General features: G+C 62.5%; 17 protein-coding genes. 9 read left to right on the top strand and 8 right to left on the bottom strand.

The features are described from left to right. The first annotated feature begins 127 nt into the window (after window positions 1–127). Together AEYBE204_RS39430 and AEYBE204_RS27355 are read left to right on the top strand one after the other, a co-directional pair. Window positions 128–718 (top strand): biliverdin-producing heme oxygenase, encoded by a 591-nt coding sequence (locus tag AEYBE204_RS39430; RefSeq protein WP_023461638.1) that lies wholly within the window; start codon window positions 128–130, stop codon window positions 716–718. Continuing rightward, window positions 708–3,383 (top strand): ATP-binding protein, encoded by a 2,676-nt coding sequence (locus AEYBE204_RS27355; protein WP_023461637.1) that lies wholly within the window; start codon window positions 708–710, stop codon window positions 3,381–3,383. Before AEYBE204_RS39430 ends, AEYBE204_RS27355 begins: the two co-directional genes overlap by 11 nt. Here the strand turns inward: AEYBE204_RS27355 and AEYBE204_RS27350 are convergent, their stop codons facing one another. Further along, window positions 3,384–4,724, bottom strand: coding sequence for a hypothetical protein (locus AEYBE204_RS27350; protein ID WP_023461636.1), 1,341 nt, complete (start codon window positions 4,722–4,724; stop codon window positions 3,384–3,386). Window positions 4,725–4,794: 70 nt separating this feature from the next. Then, a complete protein-coding gene (locus AEYBE204_RS27345; protein ID WP_023461635.1) occupies window positions 4,795–5,697 on the bottom strand; it encodes a LysR family transcriptional regulator in 903 nt (300 codons plus the stop codon). A 296-nt stretch (window positions 5,698–5,993) separates the two neighbouring features. Here AEYBE204_RS27345 and AEYBE204_RS27340 point away from each other — a divergent pair, with 296 nt between their 5' ends. From AEYBE204_RS27340 to AEYBE204_RS27320, 5 genes are all read left to right on the top strand, one after another. Next, window positions 5,994–7,598, top strand: a complete 1,605-nt coding sequence (locus AEYBE204_RS27340) for a carboxyl transferase domain-containing protein (protein ID WP_023461634.1) — start codon at window positions 5,994–5,996, stop codon at window positions 7,596–7,598. 2 nt (window positions 7,599–7,600) lie between these two features. After that, a complete protein-coding gene (locus tag AEYBE204_RS27335; RefSeq protein ID WP_023461633.1) occupies window positions 7,601–8,377 on the top strand; it encodes an enoyl-CoA hydratase/isomerase family protein in 777 nt (258 codons plus the stop codon). A 138-nt stretch (window positions 8,378–8,515) separates the two neighbouring features. After that, entirely contained in the window at window positions 8,516–10,213 is a 1,698-nt protein-coding gene (locus AEYBE204_RS27330) for an acetyl/propionyl/methylcrotonyl-CoA carboxylase subunit alpha (RefSeq protein WP_023461632.1), read from the top strand. Between the two features lie 148 nt (window positions 10,214–10,361). After that, a complete protein-coding gene (locus AEYBE204_RS27325) occupies window positions 10,362–11,522 on the top strand; it encodes an isovaleryl-CoA dehydrogenase (RefSeq protein ID WP_023461631.1) in 1,161 nt (386 codons plus the stop codon). A 133-nt stretch (window positions 11,523–11,655) separates the two neighbouring features. Next, a complete protein-coding gene (locus AEYBE204_RS27320; protein ID WP_023461630.1) occupies window positions 11,656–12,552 on the top strand; it encodes a hydroxymethylglutaryl-CoA lyase in 897 nt (298 codons plus the stop codon). A gap of 199 nt (window positions 12,553–12,751) precedes the next feature. Here the strand turns inward: AEYBE204_RS27320 and AEYBE204_RS39425 are convergent, their stop codons facing one another. Together AEYBE204_RS39425 and AEYBE204_RS39420 are read right to left on the bottom strand one after the other, a co-directional pair. Continuing rightward, complete coding sequence (locus tag AEYBE204_RS39425; RefSeq protein ID WP_081724604.1) at window positions 12,752–13,537, bottom strand: CAP domain-containing protein; 786 nt, start codon at window positions 13,535–13,537, stop codon at window positions 12,752–12,754. A gap of 113 nt (window positions 13,538–13,650) precedes the next feature. Next, window positions 13,651–14,334, bottom strand: a complete 684-nt coding sequence (locus AEYBE204_RS39420; protein ID WP_023461628.1) for a CAP domain-containing protein — start codon at window positions 14,332–14,334, stop codon at window positions 13,651–13,653. A gap of 240 nt (window positions 14,335–14,574) precedes the next feature. Between AEYBE204_RS39420 and AEYBE204_RS27310 the strand changes: the two genes are divergently transcribed. Further along, the gene (locus AEYBE204_RS27310) at window positions 14,575–15,087 is read left to right on the top strand and encodes a hypothetical protein (protein WP_155908297.1); all 513 of its coding nucleotides are present in this window, start codon (window positions 14,575–14,577) and stop codon (window positions 15,085–15,087) included. Window positions 15,088–15,259: 172 nt separating this feature from the next. Here AEYBE204_RS27310 and AEYBE204_RS27305 read toward each other — a convergent pair whose 3' ends face one another. From AEYBE204_RS27305 to AEYBE204_RS27295, 3 genes are all read right to left on the bottom strand, one after another. Next, entirely contained in the window at window positions 15,260–16,363 is a 1,104-nt protein-coding gene (locus AEYBE204_RS27305; protein WP_023461626.1) for an enoyl-CoA hydratase/isomerase family protein, read from the bottom strand. A 294-nt stretch (window positions 16,364–16,657) separates the two neighbouring features. Next, window positions 16,658–17,698, bottom strand: a complete 1,041-nt coding sequence (locus AEYBE204_RS27300) for a Glu/Leu/Phe/Val dehydrogenase (RefSeq protein WP_023461625.1) — start codon at window positions 17,696–17,698, stop codon at window positions 16,658–16,660. Then, window positions 17,691–21,095: an indolepyruvate ferredoxin oxidoreductase family protein gene (locus AEYBE204_RS27295; RefSeq protein WP_023461624.1), complete on the bottom strand. Its 3,405-nt coding sequence runs from the start codon at window positions 21,093–21,095 to the stop codon at window positions 17,691–17,693. The genes AEYBE204_RS27300 and AEYBE204_RS27295 overlap by 8 nt, the downstream gene beginning before the upstream one ends. Window positions 21,096–21,269: 174 nt before the next feature. Between AEYBE204_RS27295 and AEYBE204_RS27290 the strand changes: the two genes are divergently transcribed. Further along, window positions 21,270–21,749, top strand: coding sequence for an Lrp/AsnC family transcriptional regulator (locus AEYBE204_RS27290; RefSeq protein WP_023461623.1), 480 nt, complete (start codon window positions 21,270–21,272; stop codon window positions 21,747–21,749). 127 nt (window positions 21,750–21,876) lie between these two features. Here AEYBE204_RS27290 and AEYBE204_RS27285 read toward each other — a convergent pair whose 3' ends face one another. Continuing rightward, entirely contained in the window at window positions 21,877–22,971 is a 1,095-nt protein-coding gene (locus AEYBE204_RS27285; RefSeq protein ID WP_023461622.1) for a CaiB/BaiF CoA-transferase family protein, read from the bottom strand. Window positions 22,972–23,048: the final 77 nt, after the last annotated feature.

The raw sequence follows: 23,048 nt of genomic DNA, 5'->3' as shown, positions 1-23,048 counted from the left end.
CGCAAAGGCCATAAATCCGCTTTGGCGCACTTGCCTAATTTTTCCTTTATAATATTTGCGGCATAACCTTATATAATATGCGCGCAGTCAGCCGCGGCATTATCGACAATCCGAGCCCGGTCCCTGTATGCGTCTTCTCGAAGCCCTCCGTCTCCATACCCGCGCTCAGCACGACGCCCTGCACCGGCATCCTCTGCTGGCCGGGCTGTCGCCGGACGGACCGGCCCTGACCCTCACGGACTTCGGTCGCATCGTTCAGGCCTTCGAGGCCTGCTACCGTCACGTCGAAGCGGCCTTGACGACTCCGCTGCCCGACGACGTACCCGATGCGCCGGTCCTCGACTGGCTGAGCCGCGACCTGAGGCATCTGGGCCTCCCTCACCGCACGATCGCCTTCGATCATCCGCCGGTCGATAGCCTCGCCAAACGGCTTGGCTATCTCTATACCAAGCAGGGCTCGACGCTCGGCGGCCACGTCATCTCGAAGCATCTGGAGCGGCAACTGGGCCTCAGACCCCATGTCGACCAATGGTTCTTCGCCGGGTACGGCACCGACAACGGCCCGCAGTGGAAGCGCTTCGTCGCGGCCTTGGACCACCATGCTGCCAAGGTCTCCGCCGACGAGGTCATCGCCGCCGCCGCCACGGCCTTCGAGACCATTGCCCATTTTTGCGACACGACCCTCCTCCAGACGACAGAGACCCTGCATGAAGCTTGAGCCCCGCATCGAACTCAGCGAGACCGAGCTGGAAGACGCGCTGAAGGAATGCGCCCGCGAACCGATCCACATTCCGGGCTCGATCCAGCCCTACGGGATGCTGTTCGTGCTGGAAGGCGACGACCGCCGCGTCATTCAGGTATCGAGCAATGTCCAGACCTGGCTGCCGCAGTCGTCCGTCGAAAGCGTGCTCAATCGCCGACTGGAGGACATCATCGGCAAGGAACAGGCCGAGCAGATCCACCACATCATCGTCGAACGCAGTCTGATGCCGATCCAGTCGACGATCATCAGGATCGACGACCTGTGGTTCGATGCCGTGGCGCACCGTGCCGGGGACAATGTCATCCTTGAGCTTGAAATCGTCGACGACAAGAAGGCGATCGTGCGCGACTTCTTCTACGACGAACTGCGCGATTTCGCGGTCGGCCTGCGCAACGCCGCAACCCTGCCGGAGCTGTTCGACTTCGTGACGGGCAAGATCCGCGACCTGACCGGCTTCGACCGCGTCAAGCTCTACCGCTTCGACGAGAACTGGAACGGCGAGGTGGTCGGCGAATCCAAGGCCGAATACATGCCCAGCTATCGCGGCCTGCACTTCCCCGCCTCCGATATCCCGGAGCAGGCGCGCAAGCTCTACATGACCAACTATATCCGTCAGATCGCCGACGTGAGCTACGCACCGGTGCCGATCATCCCGCCGCTGCACCCCGATACCGATCAGCCGATCGACATGAGCTTAAGCGTCCTGCGCTCGGTATCGCCGATCCACGTGCAGTATCTGGCCAATATGGGCGTCGCGGCTTCGATGTCGGTATCGATCATTCAGGACGGCAAGCTGTGGGGGCTGGTCGCCTGTCACCACAATGTCGGCTACCACGTCCCTTACCGCGTGCGCATGGTGTCGGAAATCATGGGCCATATCTTCTCGGCGCAGCTCTCCTCGATGGAGGGCCTGCGCGACCGTCAGGCGCAGGAACGGCGCAACCTGATCGTCGAGCGCCTGAGCGCCGGACTGAAGACCGATTTCAACCTCGAAGAACTGCTCAAGGGCCGCCAGACCCTGGCGCTCAGCGCGCTCAACGCCACCGGTATGGCCGTCATGACGCGCAAACGCCTGCTGCGCTTCGGCGACACGCCATCGGAAGAGACGATCCACGCCCTGGCCGACTGGGTGCAGGACCAGACCAGCGGCACCTATTCGACGCAGGAGGCCGATGTCGCCTGCGCCGGTGTCCCCGCTCTGGCCTTCCTGAAAGGCGGTTTCCTCGCCGCCCCGATCAGCACGACCAAGAAGGACTATATCGTCTGGTTCCGCGGCTCCGAGCAGCAGCAGGTGAGCTGGGCCGGCACGCCGGAAAAGACCTCGGTCAAGACCAAGGCCGGCTACCGCCTGATGCCGCGCTCGTCCTTCGAGCTGTGGAAGGAAACCGTTCAGCACCGCTGCCTGCCGTGGACGCGCGACGACATGGAAACGGCGCAGAACATCGTGCAGGTCGTGCTGGAAGGCGAGCGCCTGACCGCCGAACACGCCAATGTCGCCAAGAGCGAGTTTCTCGCCAATATGAGCCACGAACTGCGCACGCCGATGAACGCCATCATCGGCATCGTCTCCCTGCTCGACAGAGGCGCGCCGCTGGACGACAAGCAGAAAAAGCTCCTCAGCGTCCTGCGCCTGTCGTCGGATTCGCTGCTCAACCTGATCAACGACCTGCTCGATGTCGCCAAGATCGAGAGCCACGAACTGGTGCTCGAATCGAGGCCGGTCAATGTCGGCGATATCGTCGCCGAGGTCGGCTCGATCATGAGCGTGCGCGCCGCCGAAAAGAACATCATGCTCAATATCAAGAGCGCCCCACGGTCGACGCTCGATATCTATGGCGACCCGATGCGCTTGCAGCAGATCATCACCAATCTGGTCAGCAATGCGGTGAAATTCACCGACGAGGGCTTCGTCAATATCCTCGTCAAGAGCGAGCCGGACGGCACGGGCCAGCGCCGCATCGTCCTCGACGTCGTCGATTCCGGCATCGGCATGTCGACCAAGCAGGCCGACAAGATCTTTGAAAAATTCACTCAGGCCGACCCCAGCATTTCGCGCCGCTACGGCGGCACCGGACTGGGGTTGGCCATCACCAAACAGCTGACCGAGCTGATGGGCGGCACCATCACGGTGCAGAGTCGCGAAGGCATGGGCAGCCGCTTCACCGTCAGCTTCGCGGCCAGGGCCGTGGCGTCCGCCGCCGCGCCGGACGAAGAGACGCCTGAGGCCGAAGTCCCCGACCGCCGTGACGACGCTCGCGGTCGCATCCTGCTGGCCGAAGATTACGAGGGCAATATCATCGTCGCCACCGCCATGCTTGAAGCGCAAGGGTTCGAGGTCGTGGTGGCGCGCAACGGGCGCGAAGCCGTCGAAGCGGTCACCTCGTCCGACTTCGACCTGATCCTGATGGATGTTCAGATGCCGGAAATGGACGGCTACGAGGCGACGCGCCGTATCCGCGACAGCGACAAGGGCAAGGCGATCCCGATCATCGGGGTGACCGCCAATGCCCTGACCGGCGACCGGCAGAAGTGCCTCGACGCGGGCATGGACGAATATGTGTCAAAACCGTTCAGCGCGGCGCAGCTCGACTATCTGATCGGCAAGCTTTTGTCGGCATGATCAACCGGCGGCGCGGACGCGGCTGAGGTTCTCTTCCGCCGTCGCCGCCAGCGCCATCAGGCCGTGTTCGACGAAGATTTCCTGCGCCGCTTCGAGGGCATAGGCGGCCTCGGCGCGTTCCATCATAAAGCCGGTAATGTCGCCGCGCGCCACGTAAAGCCGCCCCAGATTGGTTTGCAGGATCGCCCAGCCGACCGGGTCCTCATCAGGTTTCACCAGACGCAGTTCGCTTTTGAACGCCGTCTCGGCAGCGTCCAGCGAGACAAGATCGCCCTTCAGCTCGGCGCGGCGCGCCAGACAGCCGGCACGGTTGTTGACGATCTGCGCCCGCAGGCTCAGTTCCTTTTGCAGCGGCTTTGCCAAGGCCAGATCGTAGGCCTTCAGCGCCTGCTCCGACAGGCCGTCCTCATTGATCAGTTCGGCCAGAGACTGCAAGGCCAGCGCCCGCGAATGCGTATTGACGACCCAGTCGACCGGCGAATGCTCGTAGAACATCAGCTCTTCCTGCGGCGTCAGGGCGGCAATGCCTTCGGAGATCATCTGCGGTACGCCGTCGATCTGCCCCATCCACACATGCGCCATTGCCAGTCGCTGCGAGACGCGGCTGAAGGTCACCGGCTCGTAGTCCGGATCGAGGCGGGCCTTCACCGCACTGAGGTCGCGGATCACCGCCCCGATCAGGCGGCTGTCGCCCCGGTCGAGCCCGACCAGCACCAGCAGATCGGCGCGCTCGATACGGGCATCGGCGGCGTTGATCTTGTCGCGGGCGGCCTTGGTCAGGCGGACCTGCGCGTCGAAGCGCTCGATAGCGCGGTCCAGATGCGCCATGGCCAGCAGCGCCGGTTCCAGTTCTTCGCCGATGCCCGACCGGACGGCCAGACGCGCCGCCAGCCGGCCCTCGGCGAGCGTATAGGCGGCGATCAGGCCGGGTTCGCTATCCAGCACCGCACGGCCCGTGGCCAGCAGGGTTTCCGCCGATTTCAAGAGTTCGGCGGTCTCGAACAGGTCGTAGCCCAGCACGCAGATTTCGGCCTGAACCAGCGCGGCGTGTGCGGCTTCGGGGACGGTGCGGGCGGCTTTTCCGGCGGCTTCGGCGGCGGTCGTCGCCTTGCGCATGGCCAGGGTATCGCCGGTGCGGCGGGCATATTCGCGCCAGATCAGCGCCGATTCGAGGTACGGATCGTAGCGGTTCTTGGTCGAGACCCGGCCGCCTTCGATATCGAGGCCGCGCCCCTGACTGATCAGGAGTTCGAGATTCATCAGCTCATAGAGGCTGATATCGGGCTCGTGACGCCCGTTCTGACCCAGTATGCGCCTCAGTTCGCGACCGAATTCGAACATCGTGGATAATCCGCTGGCTGAAGATCACACAAACGTCCCACAACGGAACGCTCGGCCTTCGCTTGAGGGATCAGATGCAATGGGGATGCCGCTTAGTTACCCTCGCCCCTACGGGGAGAGGGGATAAGAGGAAGGCCTCAAACATCTTCCCCGCCTCGGTCAGATGCCCCGGCAGACTATAGCGCGGCGTGAACAAGGCGATCGTCCGCCGATGCGCAAACCCTTCCAGCGCAACCTTCGCCACACCTTGCGCGGCAAAGCTTTCCGGCATGACCGTCGCGCCAACGCCTGCCGCGACCATGCTCAATGCCCGCTCGTCGTTTGCCGTGCGATAGGCCAGCGGCGGCCTGACATTGCGGTCGGTGAAATAGCGGCTGGTTTCCGACAGGACCTCGCAGCGCGAGCGCACGATCATCGGCTGATCGGCCAGTTGCTCCCCGCGCACGGAGGCCTCCCCGGCCAGCGGATGCGTGTCCGAAACCGCCAGCACATAGCCTTCGTCATAGAGTGGGATCGAGGCCTTATCATCGACGCGGCGGATCGACAGGGCGTAATCTATCCCGCGTTCATCGAAGCGGTTTTGCAGTTCCTGTTCGGTGCCGTCGAACAGGTCGAACCGCACCTCCGCACCCGTTGCCGCAAAACCTTTCAACAGCCCTGAGACCCATGCCGACGGCAGGGTCTGCAACACCCCCAGCCGCAAAACCTTGGCCTGTTCGGACGCGGCGAGCTCGGCCAGCGCCAGATTGCATTCGTGCAGGATCGTCTTGGCGCGCGGCAGGAACCGCGCCCCGGCAGACGTCAGGAACACGCGCTTGTTGTTGCGCTCGAACAGGGCGACGCCGAGCTGTTCCTCAAGCCGCTTTATCCCCGCCGACAGCGACGGCTGAGTGATCAAACACGCCGCCGCGGCCTTGGTGAAGGAGCCGGTTTCAACGACGGCGAGGAAGTAACGGAGAAGGTAAGGTTCCAAAACGCGCCTCAGTTCTTATACCTCCCCAACTTGTTGGGGAGGGGGACCGCACGAGTTCGCGAAGCGAATGAGATGTGGTGGTGGGGGTTCTTGCTTTCTGACGACAGCAGACGTTGAAGCAAAGTAAGACACCCCACCACCACGCCTTTCAGGCGCGGTCCCCCTCCCCAGCAAAGCTAGGGAGGAATGAATAAGTGTGCATCCATTCATAGCCAATATCTATTCACTTCATTTTTATTATCGATTTTACCAATGGTCAAGCGAAGCGTAGGCTTCCCTTAAAGGAAACGCCTGTAATGCGCCTCAACAGCCAGATCGACACGGAAAGCGCCGAGTTCATCGCCAACGCATCCCACATGCGTGGACTGGTCGCCGACCTGCGCACCCTGACCGCGACCATCGCGTTCGGCGGCTCCGAAACCGCGCGGCAAAAGCACGTAGCGCGCGGCAAACTTCTGCCGCGCGAACGCATCGACGCCCTGCTCGATCCGGGTTCACCGTTCCTCGAACTGTCGGCGTTAGCGGCGCATGAGGTCTATGACGATGCCGTGCCTGCTGCCGGGATCGTCACCGGCATAGGGCGCATCGAGGGCACCGAATGCGTCGTGGTCTGCAACGACGCGACGGTAAAGGGCGGCACCTACTACCCCCTGACCGTCAAGAAGCACCTGCGCGCACAGGAGATCGCCCAGACCAATCGCCTGCCCTGCATCTATCTGGTCGATTCCGGCGGCGCCAACCTGCCCAATCAGGACGAGGTGTTTCCCGACAAGGACGACTTCGGGCGCATCTTCTTCAATCAGGCGCAGATGTCGGCGCGCGGCATCCCGCAGATCGCCGTGGTGATGGGCTCGTGTACCGCTGGGGGAGCTTACGTTCCCGCCATGTCGGACGAGAGCATCATCGTCCGTAATCAGGGCACCATCTTCCTCGCCGGCCCACCGCTGGTGAAGGCCGCCACCGGCGAAGTCGTCTCGTCCGAAGACCTCGGCGGCGGCGATATCCACGCGAAACTGTCCGGTGTGGTCGATCATCTGGCGGCCAACGACGCCGAAGCCCTGATGACCGCGCGGCGCATCGTGCGCAATCTCAACCGCCGCAAACCGGACGCGCTGGCTTTGCGCGAACCCGTCGAACCGCTGTACGACCCCCGCGAATTGTACGGCCTGATCCCGGTCGACAAACGCGTCCCGATCGAGGCGCGGGAAATCATCGCCCGCCTCGTCGACGGCTCGGACTTCGACGAATTCAAGGCGCTCTACGGTGAGACCCTGATCTGCGGTTTTGCCCATATTCACGGCATGCCGGTCGGGATCGTCGCCAATAATGGCGTGCTGTTTTCCGAGAGCGCCGTCAAGGGCGCGCACTTCGTCGAACTGTGCTGTCAGCGCGGCATTCCGCTGGTCTTCCTGCAAAATATCACCGGCTTCATGGTGGGGCAAAAGTACGAAAATGAAGGCATCGCCCGCCACGGGGCCAAGATGGTCACCGCCGTTGCCTGCGCCAATGTCCCGAAGCTGACGGTGGTGTTCGGCGGCTCGTACGGGGCGGGCAATTACGGCATGTGCGGCCGGGCCTTCGATCCGCGTTTCCTGTGGATGTGGCCCAATGCGCGAATCTCGGTCATGGGCGGCGAACAGGCGGCCAATGTGCTAGCCACCGTCAAACGCGACGGCATTGAGGCCAAAGGCGGCACGTGGTCGGCGGACGACGAAGCGGCGTTCAAGGCCCCGATCCGCGAAACATACGACGCGCAGGGGCATCCCTATTACGCCTCGGCGCGGCTGTGGGACGACGGCGTGATCGACCCGGCGGATACGCGGAAGGTGCTGGCCCTGGGCCTGTCCGCCGCATTGAACGCCCCTATCGAGCCGACGAAATTCGGCGTGTTCAGGATGTAGCCATGTCCACACTGACCCTCGACATTTCCGCGCAGGGCATAGCCCGTGTCACGCTGAACCGACCCGACCGGCACAACGCCTTCGACGAAGCGATGATTGCCGATCTGAGCCAGACCTTTGCCGTCCTGTGCGACAATCCCGCCGTGCGCGTCGTCGTGCTTTCCGGTGCCGGTGAAAGCTTCTGCGCCGGGGGCGACCTCACCTGGATGAAGCGCGCCGCCGAGCGATCCGAGGCCGAGAACCACGCCGACGCGCTGAAGCTGGCGCAGATGCTCAACACGCTCGACACCTGTCCGAAGCCGCTGATCGGCCTGATCCATGGGATGTGCCTCGGTGGGGGTGTCGGTCTGGCGGCGTGCTGCGATATTGTGGTCGCCGCACCGGATGCGCGCTTCGGCCTGACCGAGGTGCGGCTGGGCCTGACGCCCGCGACGATCTCACCGTTCGTAGTGACGAAGATCGGCGTCTCGGCAGCGCGGCGCTACATGCTGACCGGCGAGCGCTTCGATGCGGATGAGGCCCGCCGCATCGGTCTGATCCACAAGATCAATCCCGCGCTCGACGCCGCCACCAAACCGCTGATCGAGGCGTTTTTGCAATCCGCACCAGGAGCCGTAGCCGACGCCAAGGCGCTGATCCGCGACGTCAGCGGACGCGAAGTCGACGAGGCCCTGCTCGACCTGACGGCGTCGCGTATCGCTGCCCGCCGCGCGTCCGACGAAGGCCGCGAAGGGATCGCATCATTTCTGGAAAAACGGAAACCAGGATGGGCGGAATGAGATATGTTGTAATAATCCCCTCGCCCCTTGGGGGAAAGGGTGGCGCGCAGCGCCGGGTGAGGGGGAGCCCCACGCATCGACGGTTATCCCCCTCACCCCAACCCTCTCCCCAGTGGGGAGAGGGGGAAGCAGCATCCCATGTTCCGTAAACTCCTAATCGCCAATCGCGGGGAAATCGCCTGCCGCGTCATCCGTACTTGCCAGCGTCTCGGCATCCGCACGGTCGCCGTCTATAGCGACGCCGACGCGAACGCCCTGTTTATGCGCATGGCCGACGAAGCCCATAACATTGGCCCGGCCCCTACCACACAAAGCTACCTGCGCGGCGACGCCATCATCGCGGTCGCTCAAAAAACCGGCGCGGAGGCCATCCATCCCGGCTACGGCTTCCTGTCGGAAAACGCCGATTTCGCCGAAGCCTGTGCCACTGCCGGGATCGTCTTCGTCGGCCCGACGCCCGACGCCATCCGCGCTATGGCCCTCAAAGGGGCAGCCAAATCGCTGATGGAAGCCGCCGGCGTGCCGGTCACGCCGGGCTATCACGGCGAGGCTCAGGACGAACAGACACTTCTGTCTCAGGCGCGTGACATCGGCTATCCGGTCCTTATCAAGGCGGTGGCGGGCGGCGGCGGCAAAGGCATGCGCCGCGTCGATAACGATTCCATTTTTATGGAATCGTTAGCCTCCGCGCAGGCCGAAGGACGGTCGTCTTTTGGCGACGATCGCGTGCTGATCGAGAAATATATCGAGGTGCCGCGCCACATCGAAATCCAGCTCTTCGCCGACAGCCACGGTAACGTCGTCCACCTGTTCGAGCGCGACTGTTCGCTGCAACGCCGCCACCAGAAGGTTATCGAGGAAGCCCCCGCACCCGGCCTGCCGGAGGCTATGCGCGCAGCCATGGGAGACGCCGCCGTGCGAGCCGCCAAGGCCATCGGTTATCAGGGCGCGGGCACCATTGAGTTCATTGTGGACGTGTCGCAGGGCATCGAAGCCGCACCGTTCTACTTCATGGAAATGAACACGCGGCTTCAGGTCGAACACCCGGTGACCGAGATGATCACCGGCCTCGATCTGGTCGAATGGCAGTTGCGCGTCGCGGCGGGCGAACCGCTGCCGAAGACGCAAAACGACCTGACCCTGACCGGTCACGCCATCGAAGCACGGCTCTATGCCGAAGACCCGGAAGCCGACTTTATGCCTGCGACCGGCACACTTGAGCGCTTATCGTTTCCGCCGTCAGTGCGCGCCGATTCCGCCGTCGAACAAGGCGACGAGGTCAGCGTCTTTTACGACCCGATGATCAGTAAACTGATCGTCCACGGGCGCGATCGCGACGAGGCTTTGACCCGGATGCGCGACGCCCTGATCCGCACACGGGTCGAAGGTCTGCGCACCAATCTCGGCTTTCTGCGCCGCATCGTGTCGGATGTGGATTTCCGCCAAGGCCATATCGATACCGGCTTTATCGGACGGCATATCGAACGCCTGACGGCACCGTGGCCAGATGCCGAAACCACAAGTAGATCGCCGTGGAGCGACCCCACAGGCTTCCGGCTCAATCTGCCGCCTGCCGCGCCGGTCGATCTGCGCCGGATGACCGTGGCTGCCGATGACCACAGCACCTCAGATGTCATCGCCCCCATGCCGGGACTGGTCGTCGCGGTGCATGTCAAAAACGGCGATGTGGTCGAGAAAAACACACCCCTGATCGTGCTCGAAGCCATGAAGATCCAGATGACGCTGAAAGCCCCGCGCGCCGGAACGGTGACAGGGATGACGGTCTCAGTCGGCGATCAGGTGAAGGAAAAAACGGTGCTGGCGGCGATAGAGTAGCCCCCTCACCCGGCCTTTCAGGCCACCCTCTCCCCATAGGGAGAGGGGATTATTGGCGGCCTCTTTTCTTCCCCTCGCCCCTGCGGGGAGAGGGTGGTGCGAAGCACCGGGTGAGGGGGGAAAGCCACACAAAGAAAGGAACGCGCCCATGACCGACTTTCCGCATCTGACCTTCAACCACGGCGACGATATCGACGCCTTGCGCGACACTGTCACCAGATTCGCCGCCGCCGAAATCGCGCCTCTGGCCGCCGAAGCCGACCGCACGGATCAGTTCCCCATGCCGCTGTGGGCCAAGATGGGCGATCTCGGCGTGCTGGGCCTGACGGCGCCCGAAGACTATGGCGGCGCGGCCCTGGGCTACCTCGCCCACACCATCGCCATGGAAGAAATCTCGCGCGCCTCGGCCTCGGTCGGCCTCTCTTACGGCGCGCATTCCAATCTCTGCGTCAACCAGATCACCCGCAACGGCAGCGACGCACAAAAAGCCAAATATCTGCCGAAACTGATCAGCGGCGAACACGTCGGCGCGCTCGCCATGTCCGAGACTGGCGCAGGCTCCGACGTCATGTCGATGCAGCTTCGCGCCGAAAAACGCGGCGACCGCTATGTGCTTAACGGCTCGAAGATGTGGATCACCAACGGCCCTGACGCCGACGTGCTGGTCGTCTATGCGCGCACCGGCGAAGGGACCAAGGGCGTCACCGCCTTCCTTATCGAAAAGGGCTTTCCCGGCTTTTCCGTCGCGCAGAAACTCGACAAGCTGGGGATGCGCGGCTCGCACACCGGGGAACTGGTTTTTGAGAATTGCGAGGTCCCCACCGACCATATCCTCGGGGCCGAAGGGCGTGGCGCGGGCGTCCTGATGTCCGGCCTCGACTACGAGCGCGTGGTGTTGTCCGGCGGGCCGCTGGGGATCATGCGCGCCTGCCTCGACGTGGTTATCCCCTATGTCCATGAGCGCAAGCAGTTCGGGCAATCGATCGGCACGTTCCAGCTGATGCAGGGCAAGCTGGCCGACATGTACGCGACCTGGGGCGCGTGTCGTGCCTATGTCTATGCCGTGGCGCAAGCCTGCGACCGGAATGAGACCACGCGCAAGGACGCCGCCGCCTGTATCCTTTACGCGGCGGAAAAGGCGACCTGGATGGCCGGCGAAGCGATCCAGTGCCTCGGCGGTAATGGTTACGTCAACGAATACGCCACCGGGCGGCTGTGGCGCGACGCCAAGCTGTACGAGATCGGCGCGGGAACGAGCGAAATCCGCCGGATGCTGATCGGGCGGGAACTGTTCGAGGAGACGAAGTGATGCACCTTTTCAGCTTCCCCCCTGATATCAGGGGGGATACCGCCGGAATCGGCGGAGGGGGGTTAAGCGGTGGAAGTAACCCCACCCGGCGCTTCGCGCCACCCTTCCCTGACATCAGGGGAGGAACTTTGTCATGACCCGCCCCTCTCACGTCACCCTCTACGAAGTCGGGCCGCGCGATGGCTTGCAGGCCGAAAAAGCCACCGTTGCCACCGCCGACAAGATCGCCCTGATCGACCGCCTGTCGCAGACCGGCCTGCGCTTCATCGAAGCCGCCAGTTTCGTCTCGCCGAAATGGGTGCCGCAGATGGCCGATGCCTCAGAGGTCATGGCCGCGATCGCGCGCCAGCCCTATGTCACCTATCCCGTCCTGACGCCGAACCTTCAGGGCTACACCGGCGCCATGATGTCGCACGCCCAGAGCGTCGCCATTTTCGCCTCGGCGTCGGAGACCTTCAGTCAAAAGAATATCAACTGCTCGATCCGTGAAAGCCTCGACCGGTTCAAACCTGTCGCCGAAGCCGCGCGAAACGACGGCACGGCGCTCCGCGGTTACGTGTCATGCGTCGCCTTTTGTCCTTACGAAGGCCGTATTGCGCCCGCCGCCGTGGCCGAGGTCGCCGCGCGTCTGGCCGATCTGGGCTGCTACGAAATCAGCCTCGGCGACACCATCGGCCGCGCCACCCCCGCCGATACCGAACGCGTGCTTGAGGCCGTCCTTAAACGCGTCGAAGCCGCCAAGCTGGCCGTGCATTTTCACGACACCTACGGGCAGGCCCTGGCCAATATTTTGACCTCGCTCGATTACGGCATCGCGACGGTGGATGCCTCGGTCGGGGGACTGGGCGGTTGTCCCTACGCACCGGGCGCGTCAGGCAATGTGGCGACCGAAGACGTGCTCTATATGCTCGATGGCATGGATATAAAAACCGATGTCGATATCGACAAAATTATCGAGACGGCATGGTTTATCTCGGACGTTCTGGGCCGTCCGCCACGCTCGAAAACCGCAGTGGCACAGGGTCGCTAACGCCCTCCTCCCTAGCTTTGCTGGGGAGGTGCCGAAACGCGTAGCGTTGAGGCGGAGGGGTATCTTGCTTACTTAAAGCAGTATCCGTTGAACCTCCGTAAAATACCCCACCACCCCGCGATAAATCGCGGCGGTCCCCGGCACCGGCCGCCCGGCTCCCCACTTCGTAGGGAGGAGGCAGACCGTAAATTACACCTTCTTAGATTCCCGCCATCTTCATGTGACGCCCGAACACCTGCGTCCAGTAATAGCGATAGGGCTGGGTCTCCGTGCCGACCGGCTGGTCGTCGGGATCGTAAATATAACCGATGCCGACCTCTTCATAACCGCAGTTGAGGATATTGGCACGGTGACCGGGGCTTTCCATCCAGCCGGTGACGATCTCCTGCGGGGTCGGCTGCCCCGCCCCGATATTCTCGCCGAGCAAGGTATAGATATAGCCCGTGTCCTTGACCCGGTCCTTGAGCTTTATACCGTCGGCGCCGTAGTGGTAGAAGTAGTTCTGCTGCGACATCGACAGGCTCTGGCGCTGCGCCGCCTGCATCAGCTTTTCATTGATCTTCACCTCGCCGCAGCCCGCCTTGACGCGCTCGACATTGATCAGGGCGACCACCGCCTCGGATCGTTGCCGCGCGTCATCGTCGATCAGATAGGTGATGGCGTTGATCACCGGTCCCAAAGGTTTGGGCACCGGCGGCGGCAGGGTGTCGATGGTCGAGGCTTCGACCTTTTTCGGCGGTGGTGGGGGCGTTTTCTTGCCCGCAGGCTTTTTCGTCGCCGGTTTGACCGGCGCTTTCACGGGGGCCTTCGGAGTCTGTTTCGGTGGCGCGACCGCTTCGGGGATCAGGTCGGGCAAGGCCGGTTGCGCCTGCCATTGCAACGCGTCGATCAAGGCCTCGGCCTCCGAGCGTTCGATCATTTCCTGCGCCGATGACGCACCTGCACATGCGGCCCAGATCGCTGCCGCCCAGATTAGCTGTTTCATAGAGTCGCCCCGAAAGTCCCGCCCTATGATAAGCGCAACTCACGGAACGTTGCTACCTCAAAATGGCAGATGTCGGCATTTGTAATTCCCGCCGAGCCGGGGGGAGACAACCGTCACCGTCCCGCGATCTTGATGTGCCTGCCGAAGACCTGCGTCCAGTAATACTTATACGGCAGGGCCTGACCGTCGATCGGCCTGTCGTCGGCCTGATAGACGAAGCCCAGTCCCATATCCTCATAGGCGCAGTTCAAAATATTGGCGCGGTGCCCGGAACTGTTCATCCAGCCGTCGACGATCTCCGCTGGCGCCTTTTGTCCGGCCCCGATATTCTCGCCGAGCAGCGTGTACATATACCCCGCTTCATCGACACGGTTCTTCAGCTTCACCCCGTCGGCGGTGTGGTGGTAGAAATAATCCTGCTGGGCCATCGACAGGCTCTGGCGCTGCGCAGCCTGCATCAGACCCTCGTCGAGATTGAGCGCTGCGCACCCGGCTTTGACGCGCTCGACATTGACCATCGCCAGCACGCTCAGCGCATAGGCGCGCGCCTGTTCGTCTATGGTATACACCGTGCGCGGCCCGAGCAGTTTCTGACTCAAGGCCGGGCTTTTGACCGTGGTGCTGACCCGTTTGTATTTCTCGACGGGTGCCGACGCCGTGCCGAATAAAGCCGCCAAGGCGGCATCGGCTTGAGGGTCCAGTTTTTGAATTTTTTCATCCGCACAGGCCGGCCCCGCGCACACCGGCACCCACAGGGCAGCCAGCAGGCCGAGCCCTTTTAAACGCTTTACTGTCATGATCTTGTCCCGCCCCGCGTGGCGTCCATCTCCACCGGGTCGGACCATGATTATGACGCAGGCCTTAACGCGTCCCTAAGCAACAGGCCTAATCGGGCTTAACCCTGCCGGTCCGCGCTTTCCAAAATGTCATGCCTTACAGTATATTTAAGCTGATGTGTCCGGCAATATCCGCTTTAATGTTTTCGGATGTCACAACAGGGGTTTGACATGAACATGCCTATGAAACACAGACGCCTCATGCTGCAGGGCCTGGGAGGCGCTCTGGCGGCCGCAGTAGCGCCTGTGCCCGCGTCGGCGCAATCCGGCGACGGCTGGGCCTATCTGGCCGGACGCAAGTGGCGCGGCAATATCGGCTGGAGCGACCCGACCATCGAAGGCGGCAGAGCCACAGCGCTTTTATCGGTAACCTTTCCTTTTGTCGGCACAGGTCCTCAGATCGAGGGAGAACTTGTCATCGACTTCAATCTGGGCGGCAGCCATTACTACGCCACCTATACGATCAGGGGATACTGTGACCGCGCCAATCAGACACTGGTGATCAGCGACGGCCCGCTGGCGCGCGCCGATACGATCGAGCGGCGCTCCTGGGTCACGAATCTTGCCGGTACGCTCAAATTCACCAAGTCAGCAACTTACCCCGGGCATTTTGCCTTGAAGGGTACCCTGTGGGAGCCGACGCATCAGGTAGGACTGGACGTTCAGTTGCTTGATATGAACAGCTTTACCGAAGAGTTTCCGCCCCGAAAGTGAACCCCCTCGTGCCTAACTGTGTTCCCTCAGACAGGGGAGACATCCTTGCCCACAGACCGTCGGCGCACAAGGCCTTGTACATCGCCCGCGCCCCAGCCGCTTCATCGAGGGCGAAGGCGCGTACCGTATGACCGGTAGTACACAGAGTATAACGCGGTGGCCACGGTCGGCCTCAGTCATAAAGCTCCCGCGTCAGCGGTTGAAACACCGCCTCGACGCTGGCCGCGCTGACGCAGCCGATGGCATGCGGATTCCATTGCGGCGAGTGGTCCTTGTCGTCCAGCACGGCCCGCACGCCTTCGAGGAAATCGTGGCTCTGACAGACGCGCGAGGCGATGCGGTATTCCATCTGCATCACGTCCTCGAAGCGATCCATCTGACGGCCTTCGCGCAGTTGGCGCAGGGTCACGCTCATCGAAAAGGGCGAGCGTGTGGCCATGACCTCGCCCTGATGCTGCGCCCAGTCGCTGTCTTCCAGCTTGAGCGCGATGGCGATATCAGCCAGGGTCGCCTTGCCGAAGATGCGGTGGATCGCTTCTTCGTGTTCCGCATAGGTCGGTGTCCCGACGGGCCGGTCGTAACGGTGCAGGATATTGTCGATATCGCCGCCCTTGAGCAGTTCAGCCTTCAGATCGGGCAGATCGGCATTGGCGACATAATGCGTGGCGATCCCCGCCGCCTTGACCTCAGGCCCTTTCAGTCGGGCGCCGGTCAGGGCCAGCCAGGTACCCAATTCAGATTGATTTTGCGCATCTTTGGATCCGAAAACCGGTTCCCACTTTTCGGAAGATGCGCCGAGGCGCGGCAAAAACCAGCCGCCGCCGACATCGGGGAACAGGCCGATCCCCGTCTCCGGCATGGCGAACAGGGTGTTGTCGGTGGCGATACGGTGCGATCCGTGAACGCTGATGCCCACGCCGCCGCCCATGACGACGCCGTCCATCACGGCGACGAACGGCTTGGGAAAATTTTTGATCAGGGTGTTGAGCCGGTATTCCGTGCGGAAAAACTCCCGCGCCGCCATCCCGTCGCCGCGCCCGGACACCGCCGCCGCCCGGATATCGCCGCCGGCGCAGAAACCGCGTCCCTCGGCATGATCGATTACGACATAGGCGACGCTATCGTCTTCGGCCCAGCGGGTCAGTGCCTCGGCCATGTCACGGCACATACCGGTGGTCAGAGCATTGAGCGCTTCGGGTCGGTTGAGCGTGAGCCGCCCGACGCCGTTTTCCACGCGTGTGAGAAGGGGTTTTTCCGCGACGATTACGCTGTCCATCCGTCGTCTCTCCTGTCGTCTTTATAGTTTTTTATTGCGCAGCAAATCAGTGCAGCATTTTCTTGACCAAACCACAAAACGCGAGTTTTTGGAATCCTTTTTTGTTTAATTACTTTCCCCTCGCCCCTATGGGGTATAGCGCCAGCGAAAGTATAGCTTTCGCCAGCGGTGGGTGGCTAAAGCGTAGCGAAAGCCGGGTGAGAGGGAGTCACGCGCACTGACGGCAGCCCCCTCACCCCTGCGCTACGCGCTTCCGGCACCGGCCGCCCGGCTCTCCCCATAGGGGCGAGGGAATTATACCCGCACCATCTTCGCTCGCGCCAGCGTATCCGCCACGTCCTGCGTCAGGCGATGTTCCTTGCGCGCGCGGTCGAAGATATCATGCAAACGCGGGCCAATCGCTTCGATCTGAGCATCGATAGCGGCGAGGTTGCTCTCACCGTGATACTCTGCCGAGACCGCGATAATCCCGCCGGCATTGATCACGTAATCCGGCGCATAGAGCACGCCGCGTCGTTGCAACACAGCCCCGGCGTCCGGCACCGACAACTGGTTATTGGCCGCCCCCGCAACGATTCCGGCGCGCAGGTTTTCGGCGATCTCGGGCGTAATGATCCCGCCCAAGGCACAGGGCGCGACGACATCGGCTTCGATGGTCAGGATGTCTTTGACATCAACCACTTCCGCGCCGAAACGGTCGATCATTTCCTCGGCGCGGGCCGCATTGATATCGGCGACGATCAGCTTCGCCCCACGTTCATAAAGCTCCTCGCACAGATAACCGCCGACGTTGCCGAGGCCCTGCACGGCGACGCGCAAACCCTCCAGCGAGTCGCGGTTCAGCCGCGCCTTGACGGCGGCCTCGATGCCGATGCGCACCCCGCGCGCGGTAAAGGGTGATGGATCGCCACCGACCTGCCCCTTGGCTTTGGCCAGTCCCGACACGTACTTCGTTTCGCGCGCCACGACCATCATATCGGCTACCCCGACGCCGACGTCTTCGGCGGTGATATATTGCCCGCCGAGGCTGTCCACCGCGCGCCCGAAGGCGGCGAACACCGCCTCGCGGTTTTGCGGCTCGACCGGCCCCATGATCACTGCCTTGCCGCCACCGAAGGGCAGATCGGCCATGGCGTTCTTGTAGCTCATCCCGCGCGATAACCGCAGGGCATCGGTACGCGCTTCGGACGGTCCGGCATAGGTCCACAGGCGACAGCCGCCCGCCGCCGGTCCGCGCGCGGTCGAATGGATGGCGATGATCGCCTTTAGCCCCGTCTCAGGGTCGTTGACGTCGACGACCTTTTCATGGGCGTCATAGGCGGGCAGATCAAACATGGGTAACTTCCTTCATAGATTCGGCGGCATGGAACGCCGCCAGCAGTTCAGCGCGCGTCGTGTCGTAGGTTTCGGCGCTGGCCGCCTTGACGTGACCGAAGCCGCGCACGGTTTCCGGCAGGCGTGCCAGGGCTACGGCAAGGCTGAGATTGTGCGGCGCGACGGTGCGCAGCAATTCGGGGATCAGGGCGAGATAGTCGTCGCGCAGACGGCGCTCCATCCGGCGCTCTTCGCTGTAGCCGAACAGGTCCAAAGCCGTGCCACGCAAGCCTTTCAGGCCTTTCAGCAGACCGAAGGCGGTGAACATCCACGCGCCGAACTTCGCCTTACGCGGCAATCCGGTCGACGGGTCTTTTTGCGCAAACAACGGCGGCGCGAGGAAGACGGAAACCTTGTCAGGATTCTCGAATTGCGCCGCCATCTGCGCTTTGAACGCCGGATCGCTGTGCAGTCGCGCGACCTCATATTCGTCCTTATAGGCCATCAGTTTGAAGGCGTTGCGCGTCACGGCTTCGGTCAGGGCATCGTGCCCGGCAGCTTTCACTTGCGCAACCAAGGCCGCATATGGCGCCGCATAATCTGCGTTTTGATAGGCCGTCAGATCGGCGACACGACGCGACACGAAGCCATCGAGGTCGAACACTTCCGGTTTTGGCGCTTCGGTTTTGAACCGTCCCAGATGCAGCGCGCGACCCAAGGCAAAGGCCTTGAGATTATTGGCCGATTCCGCGCCATTCAACACAATCGCACGCTCGATGGCCGAACGGCTGAGGGGGATCGCCCTCGCCTGCCACGCCGCCCCAAGCAGGATCATATGGCCATAGACCGCGTCGCCGAGATATTTCCGCGCCACGCCGCCCGCATCAAGCGTCTCGACCGATTTCGCCGCGCGGCGCAGTTTTGCCGTCAGGCCGAACCGGTCGAACACCTTGTCACGGTTGAGCGTAAATTCCGCCGTCGAGGTCAGGGCGCCATTCAAAAACACTTTCGTGCGGGCAGTATCAAGCAGCGGCAGGGCCGACTTGCCCTGCGCCTGCACCATGTCGGCGGCCAGTAGCACATCGGCTTCACCGGCCACGATGCGCGGGGCCAGATCGCCCGTTCGCGACAGCCGCACATGGGCGTCAACGCCACCGCCGCGTTGCGCCAGACCGGTCTGATCGGCGACCGATACGCGTAGCCCGTCCAGATGCGCCGCCATGCCCATCATGGCGCTCAGGGACGTAACGCCCAACCCGCCGATCCCGGTCAGCAGCAGATTGACCGGCGTCATCCCCACCACCGGCGGCAGGATATTCGGCAAGCCGCTGATCAGCGGTTCGATGTCCGGCGCGGCGGCTTTTTTCAGCTCCGCACCTTCGATGGAGACGAACGACGGGCAGAATCCTTTCACACAGGCCGTGTCGATATTGCACGCCGACTGATCGATTTCGCGCTTGCGCCCCAGCTCGGTTTCGAGCGGATTGATCGCCACGCAGTTCGACTTGACCTGACAATCGCCGCAGCCTTCGCACACCGCCGGATTAATGAAAATTCGGGCTTTCGGGCGTATCTCGACATTACGCTTGCGGCGACGGCGCAGTTCCGTGGCACAGGCCTGATCGAACAGCAGGACCGATACGCCTTTGAATTCGCGCAATTCTTTTTGCACGGCATCAATGTCGTCGCGATGATGATAGCTGACGCCCGACGGCATCTCACCGGCCCAGCGGTCGGGGTCGTTCGACACGACGGCGATGCGCTCGATGCCTTCGGCGCGGACCTGTTCGGCGACCATGACGGGCGTAAGTTGGCCATCGACCGACTGCCCGCCGGTCATGGCGACCACGTCGTTATAGAGTACCTTATAGGTAATATTCAGCCGTGCCGCGACCGCCTGACGGATGGCCAGCAGCCCCGAATGGAAGTAGGTGCCGTCACCCAGATTGGTGAAGATGTGCGGTTCGTCGGTGAATGGCGCCTGCCCCATCCAGGTCACGCCTTCGCCGCCCATATGGGTGCAGACCTCCGTCTGACGCGGCATGAAGGTGACCATGTAGTGGCAGCCGATCCCGGCCAGACCGCGCGACCCTTCGGGGATGACGGTCGACGAATTGTGCGGACATCCCGCGCAAAAAAACGGTGTGCGCACGGTGTCGGGTTTCACCGCATCCTTGCCCATCAAACGCGCGCGGAAGGTTTCCGTCATCGCCTGACGTTCCGCCGTCGGCGGCAGCAGATCAGCGATGGCCAGAGCGATGTGCAGCGTATCGAGTTCCAGAACGTCGGAGATTAGCGGCTGACCGTTTGACCCGCGCTTGCCGAGGATTTTCGGGCGGTTCGACAGATCATACAGCGCGTTGCGAAGCTGATGTTCGATCACGTCCCGGCGTTCCTCGACCACGAGCAGCGTGTCGAAGCCAGAGGCGAAATCCTGCGCGCCTTGCGCATCCAACGGCCAGACCAGACCGACTTTCCAGATCGACAGGCCGAGATCGCGCGCGACGGCTTCGTCGATGCCGAGCAGATCGAGCGCCTCCAAAACTTGCAACCAGGCCTTGCCGCTAGTGGCGATACCGATGCGCTTTTTGGTCGTCGGCCACACCACGCGGTCGAAGCCGTTGACGCGCGCAAAGGCCTGTGCCGCCGGGACTTTATAGTGGCGGTGACGGGCTTCCTTGGCGGCGGGGGTATCGCTGGCGCGGATATGCAGGCCATCGGCGGGCGCAGCGAATTCCGGCGTCTGGATGGCATAATCGAGCGTCAGATCGACGGTCGCCGACGCGTCCATAAGGTCGGAGATCGTCTTCAGCGCCACCCAGCACCCGCTGAAGCGCGACATGGCCAGACCCTTGACGCCAAATTCCAATACTTCCTGAATAGTGGACGGGACAAGTGTCGGCATTTCGGCATCGATAAAGGCCAGTTCCGACTGGTTCGGCAGGGTTGAGGACTTGCAGGCATGATCATCGCCGACGACCGCCAGCACGCCACCCTTTTCCGACACCCCGGCCATATTGGCGTGTTTCAGCGCATCGCCGGAACGATCGACGCCCGGCCCCTTGCCGTACCAGATGCCGAACACGCCGTCATACCGCGCGCCCTCGAACAGCGGTACGTGCTGCGAGCCCCAGACGGCGGTCGCCCCAAGGTCTTCGTTGATGGCGGGTTTGACCACGACATTGAGCGGATCGAGCCAGGCTTTGGCCTGCGCCAGTTGCATGTCGTAATTGCCGAGTGGCGAGCCGCGATAGCCGGAAATGAACCCCGCCGTATTGAGTCCCTCGCGCCGGTCACGCCGCGCGATCACCATCGGCAACCGAACCAGAGCCTGCACCCCGCTCATGAAGGCGCGGCCTTCGTCAAGCGCGTACTTGTCGCTAAGGGAGACCTCCGGACGATGGTGCATATCGTGCATAGGCGTTTCTCGATTCCTGCTGATATTTTCGTCTATTGCGAAATTTTTTTGCAGGATATCGCGAAAGTGAGAGAATGAATTTCCGCATTTCGTGCTATTAGAGGCAAATACAAAATGACATTCTGCTGCGATAAAGCGTCGCGGAACAGGATGCTGGAAACAGGAAACGCGCCCATGCACCGCCATTCGGACGGCAAAAGCCTCGACGAGACCGACCGCAAGATCCTGAGATTGCTGCGCAGCAATTGCCGCCTGACGACGCAGGAAATCGCCGATCAGGTGGGCTTATCCGCGACGCCCTGCTGGTCGCGCATCAAGCGGATGGAAGAGTCCGGTGTCATTACCGGCTACGTCGCCCTGCTCGATCCGGAGCTGGTCGGCCGCCCCGATACGGTGATCGTCGAGGTCAATATCGAGCAGCACGACGACGACAAGATCGAGGCTTTTTCCAAATATCTGCTGGGGATGCCGGAGGTCACCGACGCCTATCTGACCACCGGCGAATACGATTACGTCATCATCGCCGCGGTCGACGGCACCGAAGGCTACGAACAGTTCTTGCGCAAAAAGCTGCTGAAATTCGGCGGCATCCGCCACACGCGCTCAACCTTCTGTCTGCGCCGCCTGAAGCGCGAACCGTCACCATCGGTGTAGGTATAATCCTATCCCCCCGCTGGCGGGGGGAACCCGGCGAAGCCGGAGGGGAGTGGCTGACACGGCTATCCACCCCACCTTCCGGCCTTCGGCCTCCCTCCTCCCCGCAAAGCAGGGAGGTATAATTTTAACGTTTAAGCTTCGGCGACGACGTGTCCGCCACCATCCGCACGCCGTCGATGACGATTGGCGACGCGACGCCCGGTACGCCGTCGAGGTCTATCCTCATCCCCCGATGGACGATCTGAGGGTCATTGAACACGTCCTCGACGGTGTTGATTGGTCCCGCCGGAACGCCTGCCGCTTCCAGTGCTACAAGCAGGTCCGCGCGGGTCCAGTTGAGCAAAAACGGCGTCAGTTCGACCTCTAACTGATGCCGGGCGGCGATGCGTCCGGCATTGGTCAGAAAACCCTCATGTTGCGCAATATAATCGGCCTCCAGCACGTCGCACAGCCGCAGAAATTGCTGATCGTTGCCGACCGCGACGATGACATGACCGTCCTTGACCGCGAAGACCTGATAGGGGGCGATATTGGGATGCGCGTTGCCCATCCGGCTGGGCGGTACGCCCGACGCCAGATAGTTCATCGCCTGATTGGCCAGCATGGCCGTCGCTACATCGTATAGCGCCAGGTCGATATGACACCCCTCGCCGGTCGCGTCGCGCTGCCTGACCGCCGCCAGAATAGCCGTGGAGGCATAAACGCCGGTGAACAGGTCGACCACCGCCACCCCGACCTTTTGCGGCGCGCCGTCGGGTTCGCCGGTGATGTCCATCAGGCCCGACATGCCCTGAATGATGTAGTCGTACCCGGCGCGCCCCGCATAGGGACCGTCCTGCCCGAAACCGGTGATCGATACGTAGATCAGGCGCGGATTGACGGCCTTCAGACGGTCGTAATCGAGGCCGTAGGCGCCTAGTCCGCCGACCTTGAAGTTCTCGATCAGCACGTCGGATTGCGCGACCAGATCGCGCACCGCGGCCTGACCGTTGGCGGTCGTGATATCGATGGCGACGGATATCTTGCCACGATTGGTCGCATGGAAATAGGCCGCGGCATCGCCGATAAACGGCGGCCCCCAATGCCGCGTATCGTCGCCGGTGCCGGGACGCTCGACCTTGGTTACCTCGGCGCCGAGATCGGCGAGAATCTGCCCGGCCCACGGCCCGGCCAGAATGCGCGCCAGTTCGAGGATTTTGAGGCCTGAGAGGGGTTTCATGACAGAACCTCCGTAAAACCACCCCACCACCACGCCTTTGGCGCGGTCCCATCGCTCGCGAAAGCTATACTTTCGCT

Origin of the sequence: Asticcacaulis sp. YBE204, assembly GCF_000495855.1 — a bacterium.
In the GTDB taxonomy this organism is placed as follows: Bacteria; Pseudomonadota; Alphaproteobacteria; order Caulobacterales; family Caulobacteraceae; genus Asticcacaulis.
The sequence above is the reverse complement of the archived record's forward strand: the minus strand, read 5'-3'. Positions and strand labels throughout refer to the sequence as shown.

What these genes read in the sequence shown, in the direction of transcription:
- AEYBE204_RS27320 (WP_023461630.1), top strand. Translation starts at nt 11,656, where the DNA reads ATGACCCGCCCCTCTCACGTCACCCTCTACGAAGTCGGGCCGCGCGAT.
- AEYBE204_RS27300 (WP_023461625.1), bottom strand. Translation starts at nt 17,698, where the DNA reads ATGTTTGATCTGCCCGCCTATGACGCCCATGAAAAGGTCGTCGACGTC.
- AEYBE204_RS39420 (WP_023461628.1), bottom strand. Translation starts at nt 14,334, where the DNA reads ATGACAGTAAAGCGTTTAAAAGGGCTCGGCCTGCTGGCTGCCCTGTGG.
- AEYBE204_RS27340 (WP_023461634.1), top strand. Translation starts at nt 5,994, where the DNA reads ATGCGCCTCAACAGCCAGATCGACACGGAAAGCGCCGAGTTCATCGCC.
- AEYBE204_RS27295 (WP_023461624.1), bottom strand. Translation starts at nt 21,095, where the DNA reads ATGCACGATATGCACCATCGTCCGGAGGTCTCCCTTAGCGACAAGTAC.
- AEYBE204_RS39425 (WP_081724604.1), bottom strand. Translation starts at nt 13,537, where the DNA reads ATGAAACAGCTAATCTGGGCGGCAGCGATCTGGGCCGCATGTGCAGGT.
- AEYBE204_RS27290 (WP_023461623.1), top strand. Translation starts at nt 21,270, where the DNA reads ATGCACCGCCATTCGGACGGCAAAAGCCTCGACGAGACCGACCGCAAG.
- AEYBE204_RS27285 (WP_023461622.1), bottom strand. Translation starts at nt 22,971, where the DNA reads ATGAAACCCCTCTCAGGCCTCAAAATCCTCGAACTGGCGCGCATTCTG.
- AEYBE204_RS39430 (WP_023461638.1), top strand. Translation starts at nt 128, where the DNA reads ATGCGTCTTCTCGAAGCCCTCCGTCTCCATACCCGCGCTCAGCACGAC.
- AEYBE204_RS27350 (WP_023461636.1), bottom strand. Translation starts at nt 4,724, where the DNA reads ATGTTCGAATTCGGTCGCGAACTGAGGCGCATACTGGGTCAGAACGGG.
- AEYBE204_RS27325 (WP_023461631.1), top strand. Translation starts at nt 10,362, where the DNA reads ATGACCGACTTTCCGCATCTGACCTTCAACCACGGCGACGATATCGAC.
- AEYBE204_RS27335 (WP_023461633.1), top strand. Translation starts at nt 7,601, where the DNA reads ATGTCCACACTGACCCTCGACATTTCCGCGCAGGGCATAGCCCGTGTC.
- AEYBE204_RS27310 (WP_155908297.1), top strand. Translation starts at nt 14,575, where the DNA reads ATGCTGCAGGGCCTGGGAGGCGCTCTGGCGGCCGCAGTAGCGCCTGTG.
- AEYBE204_RS27330 (WP_023461632.1), top strand. Translation starts at nt 8,516, where the DNA reads ATGTTCCGTAAACTCCTAATCGCCAATCGCGGGGAAATCGCCTGCCGC.
- AEYBE204_RS27355 (WP_023461637.1), top strand. Translation starts at nt 708, where the DNA reads ATGAAGCTTGAGCCCCGCATCGAACTCAGCGAGACCGAGCTGGAAGAC.
- AEYBE204_RS27305 (WP_023461626.1), bottom strand. Translation starts at nt 16,363, where the DNA reads ATGGACAGCGTAATCGTCGCGGAAAAACCCCTTCTCACACGCGTGGAA.